The organism is Streptomyces sp. NPDC005648 (genome assembly GCF_040605395.1).
Taxonomy (GTDB): domain Bacteria; phylum Actinomycetota; class Actinomycetes; order Streptomycetales; family Streptomycetaceae; genus Streptomyces.
On record NZ_JBEXCS010000114.1, the window covers coordinates 22,612 to 29,337 of the forward strand.

At 69.6% G+C, this 6,726-nt stretch carries 5 protein-coding genes; 4 read left to right on the forward strand and 1 reads right to left on the reverse strand.

Annotation, left to right across the window (positions count from 1 at the left end; genetic code table 11):
* The first annotated feature begins 56 nt into the window (after positions 1–56).
* The 4 genes from ABZT17_RS39815 (at position 57) to ABZT17_RS39830 (ending at position 4,300) form a co-directional block, all read left to right on the forward strand.
* Positions 57–1,190: a pectinesterase family protein gene (locus tag ABZT17_RS39815; protein ID WP_356356741.1), complete on the forward strand. Its 1,134-nt coding sequence runs from the start codon at positions 57–59 to the stop codon at positions 1,188–1,190.
* Position 1,191: 1 nt separating this feature from the next.
* Positions 1,192–2,205 (forward strand): pectinesterase family protein, encoded by a 1,014-nt coding sequence (locus ABZT17_RS39820; protein ID WP_356356743.1) that lies wholly within the window; start codon positions 1,192–1,194, stop codon positions 2,203–2,205.
* Between the two features lie 47 nt (positions 2,206–2,252).
* Complete coding sequence (locus ABZT17_RS39825) at positions 2,253–3,365, forward strand: chondroitinase-B domain-containing protein (protein ID WP_356356745.1); 1,113 nt, start codon at positions 2,253–2,255, stop codon at positions 3,363–3,365.
* A 137-nt stretch (positions 3,366–3,502) separates the two neighbouring features.
* On the forward strand, positions 3,503–4,300 hold the full coding sequence (locus tag ABZT17_RS39830; protein ID WP_356356748.1) for an HAD family acid phosphatase: 798 nt from the start codon (positions 3,503–3,505) through the stop codon (positions 4,298–4,300).
* On the opposite strand, the gene ABZT17_RS39835 is transcribed toward ABZT17_RS39830, so the two are convergent.
* Entirely contained in the window at positions 4,301–6,526 is a 2,226-nt protein-coding gene (locus tag ABZT17_RS39835; RefSeq protein WP_356356752.1) for a family 43 glycosylhydrolase, read from the reverse strand. It lies immediately after the preceding gene.
* Positions 6,527–6,726 lie beyond the last annotated feature (200 nt).

Sequence of the window (6,726 nt, forward strand, 5' to 3'; positions counted from 1 at the left end):
GTGCGTTCGGCACCCCGGCCCCCTCTCCCCGAGCCCCACCGCGAAGGAGCACCCGCATGCCCTCGCCCCATGTCCGACCACCCCTGTCCAGACGGGGTTTCCTCGTGGCGAGCACCGGCGCCGCCGCCGCGCTCGGCCTCGCCGCCGTCCCCGCGCGGGCCGCCGGCCGCCCCCGTCCTCCCTTCGGACGATTCGGATCACCGTCCGCCCCCCTGACCCCGAAGACGCTCTACGTCGACCGGGGCGGCCGTGGCGACTTCACCACCGTCCAGGCCGCGGTGACCGCCACGAGCGGCACCGGCTGGACGCTGGTCCTCGCCCCCGGCGTCTACCGGGAGACGGTCGCCCTCGACGCCACCCGGACGGAGGCGACCTGGATCGGCGCCTCCGAGAACCCGCGTGACGTGGTGATCGTGTACGACAACGCGGCCGGCACCCCCAAGCCCGGCGGCGGCACCTACGGCACCACCGGATCCGCCACCACCACCGTGCAGGGAAACGGGTTCACCGCCCGCTGGATCACCTTCGCCAACGACTGGCTGCGCGCCGACCACCCCGACATCGCGGGGACCCAGGCGGTGGCCATCAAGGTGCAGGGCGACCGCAGCGCGTTCACCCACTGCCGTTTCCTCGGCCACCAGGACACCCTCTACTCCGACTCCATGGCGCTCGGCGCCTTCGCCCGCCACTACTACGCGCACTGCCATGTCGAGGGCGACGTCGACTTCGTCTTCGGCCGGGCCACCGCCGTCTACGACCGGTGCCACTTCCGCACCCTGAACCGCACGGACCTGGCCGCCGCCCCCTACGGCTTCGTCTTCGCGCCCTCCACCGCCGTCGCCAATCCGCGCGGCTACCTGGTGACCCGCAGCCGGGTGAGCAGTGAAGCCCCGGACGACTCCTACAAGTTGGCCCGCCCCTGGGTGCCCGGCTCCGACACCACCGCCCGCCCGATGCTCACCGTCCGGGACACCCACCTGGGCCCCGGCATCGACGCGGTCGCGCCCTACACCAACATGTCGGAGACCTACCCCTGGCAGAACCAGCGGTTCGCCGAGTACCGGAACACCGGTCCGGGCGCCGTGATCAGCGTCCCCTCGAACCGGCCCCAACTCACCGCCGAGGAAGCCGAGTCAGCGACCGGGGAGACCTACCTGGGCGACTGGACGCCCTGGAAGGAGGGCTGCTGACATGCGCCGACGTACCCTCCTGGCGGGCATCACCGGCGGCCTGCTCACCGCCGCCGGACCCGCCCTCGCCGCCGGACGCCGCGTGCTGCACGTCCGTCCCGGGGAATCGGTCCAGGCGGCCGTCGACCGGGTGGACGGACCCGGCTGGACGATCGTGGTGCACCCGGGGACGTATCGCGAGGTCGTCGACGTGCCCGCGCGGGCGGCCGAGTTGACCATGCGCGGCGCCGTCCGCGACCCGCGCGCCGCCGTCATCGTCTTCGACCACGCCAACGGCACCAGGAAGCCGGACGGGACCACCTACGGCACCGCGGGCTCCGCCACCTTCACCTCGGCGGCCCCCGGACTGACCGTGTGCGACCTGACGATCGCCAACGACTGGCTGCGCGCCGACCACCCCGACATCACCGGCACCCAGGCGGTCGCCGCGTACACCTACGGCGACCGCACGCTCTTCGAGAACGTCCGGCTGCTGGCCCACCAGGACACCCTGTTCGTCGACACGACCGCGCTGGACGCCTTCGACCGGCAGTGCTTCCGGCGCTGCCACATCGAGGGCGATGTCGACTTCGTCTTCGGCCGGGCCACGGCGGTGTTCGACCGCTGCCACTTCCGCACACTGGCCCGGGACGTCGGCTTCACCCCGAAGGGCATGGTCTTCGCGCCCTCCACCGCCCGCGCCAACCCGCACGGCATCCTCGCCGTCCGCTCCCGGATCACCTCCGGCGCCGAGGACGGGGCGTACAAACTGGCGCGTCCCTGGGTGCCGTCGTACGAGACCACCGCCTGGCCGTCCCTGGTCGTCCGGGACTCCTGGATCGGGCCAGGCGTCGACCCGGTCGCCCCCTACACGAACATGCGTGACGCCTATCCCTGGCAGTCCATGCGCTTCCACGAGTACCGGAACACCGGTCCGGGCGCCGTGATCTCCGTCCCCGAGAACCGGCCCCAGCTCACCGACTCCGAGGCCCGGTCGCACACCCCGGCGGCCTACCTCGGCGACTGGCGTCCCTGAGACGCCGGCCCCCGTCCCCCGACAGAACGACGAAAGGACCGCACTCCATGTCTCGTCGTACCGCTCTCACCCTCACCGCCGCTCTCGCGCTCGGTGCCGGACTCGCCGTCCTCCCCACCCAGGCGCAGGCCGCCACCGTGGTCGTCAGCAACTCGACCGACCTCTCCAACGCCATCAAGAACGCCACCGCCGGCACGGTCATCCAGGTCCGCGGCGGCACCTACTACCCGACGGCCACCCTGCAGTCGACGGCCAACGGCACCTCCTCGTCGCCGATCACGCTCACCGCGTACGGCTCGGAGACCGTGAAGATCGACGGGTCCTCGCTGCCTTCCGGGTCGTGGATCTTCAAGCTGACCGCCGACTACTGGAACGTCTCCGACATCACCTTCCAGAACTCCCCGGACAGCGCGGTCGTCTGCCAGTCCTGCACCGGGACCAACTGGAACAACGTCAAGACCATCAACGGCGGCGACTCGGGCTTCACGCTCACCGGGGACGGGACCGTGAACAACACGGTCAGGAACCTGGACTCGTACGGCAACTACGACCCCTCGGGGCACGGCCAGAACGCCGACGGGGTCGCCATCAAGTTCGGCTCGGGCACCGGCAACCTGGTCACCGGCGCCCGCCTGTACAACAACTCGGACGACGGCATCGACCTGTGGTCGTTCTCCTCCCCGGTCACCATCGAGCACACCTGGTCGTTCGGCAACGGCGTCAACCGCTGGGGCGACTCCGCCTTCGAGGGCAATGGAAACGGCTTCAAGCTGGGCGGCAACGGTGTGACGGTCGCCCATGTCGTCAACAACTCGGCCGCCTGGGGTAACGCGGGAAACGGTTTCACAGAGAACTCCAACACCGGCTCGATCGTCATCAACCGCACCACCGCCTACGCCAACTCCAAGTGGGGCTACTACTTCGCCACCAGCTCGGCGAAGCTCGGCAAGAACCTCGCGGTGAGCGACGGCGGCGGCTCGGTCAGCAAGGGCTCCTCGGTCACCTCGGCCGGAAACAACTGGGACAGCGGTATCGGCACCCCCGCCTTCAAGTCGACGGACGCGACGACGGCGTACAACGCCCGCCAGTCAGACGGCTCCCTGCCCGTCACGACCTTCCTCACCACCGGTAGCACGACCATCGGGGCGACCATGAACTGACCCCGCTCAGCCGCCCCCGCCCAGGAAGCGGAACCACTCCATCCAGGGCGCTTGACCCGTTTTTTGCCCGCCGAAGAGATATCGATCGGGCAACGGGTCTCGCGCCCGAGGGTGTGACGCGCGTAGAAATTCTTGTCATGCATAAGCCACTGCGTATCGCGGCGATCGCCGCAGCGTGTGCCCTCGCCGGCGGTGCCCTCTACGGCGCCGGCGCGGCCACGGCCGGACAGTCCACGGCCAACTCCACCCACGAGCCGTACAACATCGGTCTCCTGGTGAAGGACATCGACACGTACTACGGCACCACGGCGGACGCCAACGGTGTCTACCAGGCGTCCCCGGACAGCCCGTACGCCCAGGATCTGGCGCGTGTCGACGCCGCCGTCAGGAAGCAGATCGACAAGGCGGCCCGCAAGGCCCACCACCGGGGTGAGAAGCCCGCGATCGTCTTCGACATCGACGACACGCTGCTGCTCAGCCTCGACTACGAGAAGCGCTACAACTACACGTACAACGGCACCACTTGGGCCGACTACGTGAACAGGGCCGACCGTCCCGGCGTGTTCGGCAGCGCCGAGCTGGTCCAGTACGCCGAGTCCAAGGGCGTCGAGGTCTTCTACAACTCGGGCCTCAGCGAGGCGCAGCGCACCGCCGCGGTCGCCAACCTGAAGAAGATCGGCGCCGATGTGAACCTCGACGCCGCCCACATGTTCCTCAAGGACAAGGCCAACCCGCCCGCCTACCTGAGCGCCTGTGCCACCCCGGGCACCTGGACCTGCACGACCGTGCAGTACAAGTCCGGCACCCGCGAGCACATCGAGGACGACCTCGGGTACGACATCGTCGCCGACCTCGGCGACCAGTACTCGGACCTGGACGGCGGCTACGCCGACAAGACGTTCAAGCTCCCGAACCCGACATACTTCGTCAGCTGATCAGTCCTCGACCGGCCCGACCGGTTCGACGGGCCTGACCGGTTCGATCGGCCCGACCGGTTCGATCGGCCTGATCGACTCCAGGGTCGGTACGACCGGCTGAAGGGTACCGTCCGCGGCGAACCACAGTCGGTCGACGGTGGTCTCCCGGTGCATACCGTCGCCGCCGGGCCTTCCGGGCCCGTTCAGGGCGAAGCGGTGGTATGTGACATACCACTGGTCGGTTCCCGGCACGTTCACCACCGAGTGGTGGCCGGTGCCGAGGATTCCGTACTCGGGACGCTTCGACAGGATCGTCCCCCGCTCGGTCCACGGGCCGAGCGGGGACGGTCCCGTCGCGTGGGCGACGTGGTAGTCCTCGCTGCGGGTGTCGTCCTCGGACCACATCAGGTAGTACGTGCCACGCCGCTTCACCACGAAGAACGCCTCGCGGAAGTTCGTCGGGGTGATGTCCCGTACCGCGCTCGCGTCGAAGGACACCATGTCCTCGCCGAGCGGCACCACGTATCCGCGCATGTTGCCCCAGTAGAGATACGACGTCCCGTCGTCGTCGGTGAAGACGGCGGGGTCGATCATCTGGCCGTCGTAGGCGTCCTTCGCGATCAGCGGCCGGCCCAGCGCGTCCTTGAAGGGCCCGGCGGGGGAGTCGGCCACCGCCACCCCGATCTGCTGCTCGGCGCAGAAGTAGAGGTAGTACCTGCCGTTCCGCTCGGCGATCGCCGGAGCCCAGGCGTATCTGTCGGCCCAGCTCACGTCTGCGGCGAGGTCGAGGACGACTCCGTGGTCCCTCCAGTGGACCAGGTCCTTGGAGGAGTACGCCCTGAAGGACGTGCCGCCCCAGCCGGGGAAGCCGTCGGAGGTGGGGTAGACCCAGAACTCGCCGTCCAGGAAGCGCATGTCCGGGTCGGCGTGCAGCCCGGGGAGCGTGGGACTGCCGGTGGGCACGGCCTCGACGGTCCAGGTGCGGCTCGTGCCTCCCCCGGTGCCGGAAGCCGGGGAGGCGCCCGTGGCGGCCGTCACGGTGTACGTCCGCGGCTCACGGAAGTCGAGGGGCGTGCCGGACGCGGGACTGAGGGTGGCGCCCTCGGCCACGGTGAACTCCGGTGCCAGGGAGGCGAGTCGGGCGTCCGGCTCCATCGGCAGGACGACCTTCGAGGCGGTCTCCGTGACGATGGCGTACCCCCGCTGTCCGGCGACCGTCACGTCCACGACCGAGGCGGGGGTCTCGGGGTACGCGGCCAGCAGCCGGTCGTACTCCTCCCGCGTCACCGGAAGCACCGTGCCGTGCCGCGGACTCGGCGGCAGCTGGTGGTTCGCGCAGGGGACCCACCGGCCCGAGTCGAGGTCGGTGGTCTCGAAGGGGACGTAGCCGCGGCCGCCGTACTCGTCGATGAACAGGTACCACTTGTCACCGGTGTTGGACCTGAACACGATCGGACCCTCGCCGTGTTCCGTCGTGCCGCCGCCGATGCCCTCCGCGAGGAACGTGTACGCGGTCGAGGTCAGGCTCGTCGACTTCTCGGCGGTGATGAACTTGGCGTGCGGCGAGCCGGAGTCCGGGTCCCGCTCGTCCTTGGTGAAGCGGTAGTACGTGCCCTCGTGGCGCACGACCGTCGAGTCGATGACGGAGTACCCCGGGTCGTTCCACACCTGCGGCTCGCTGAAGGTGCGGAAGTCCTCCGTGGTGGCGTACAGCATGGTGTTGTACGTCGATCCGCGCAGCCTCGACGCCCAGAAGACGACGTACGCGCCGAGCTCGGGGTCGTGACAGGCCTCCGGGGCCCAGGCGTTGCCCGCGTCGGCCGGTGCGATCTCGACCAGCCGCGGGTCGGTCCAGTGGACCAGGTCGGCCGACTCCCAGACCATGATCGACCGGCTCCCGTGCCGCTGCACGTCCTCCCAACTGCCGCTGCTGCCGCGGTACATGCGCAGATCGGTGGCGAGCAGGAAGAACCGGTCGCCCTCGGGGGAGCGGATCAGGAACGGGTCCCGCAGGCCCCGCTCGCCGATCGTGGAGGTCAGAACGGGCCGGCCGCCGTTGAGCTCGCGCCAGTGCAGGGGGTCGTCGCCGCGGCTGAGGGCGTAGCGGATCTGTTCGCCGTCGGCCGTGCCCTCGCCCGTGAAGTAGGCGAAGAGATAGCCGGTGTACGGGGGGTGACTCACGGGCGGGGCTCCTGGGGGAACAGTGCTGGCGGTGCTGGGCGGTCCTGTAGAAGTGTGAGGGATTCTGTTGGACGGTGCGAGGTGTCATGGGAGCGAAAGTTTCGGGTTTTCCGCTCGCGGCGGCAACCTCGACACGGGTGTGATCGCCCTCCACCGCAACACCGCGTACGCCAACGCCGAGACCGGTTTCTACCCGGGTCCGCCATGAACTGACGAAGGACATGAAACGCCCCCGCCGACGACGGTCGGCGGTGCACGCTCAC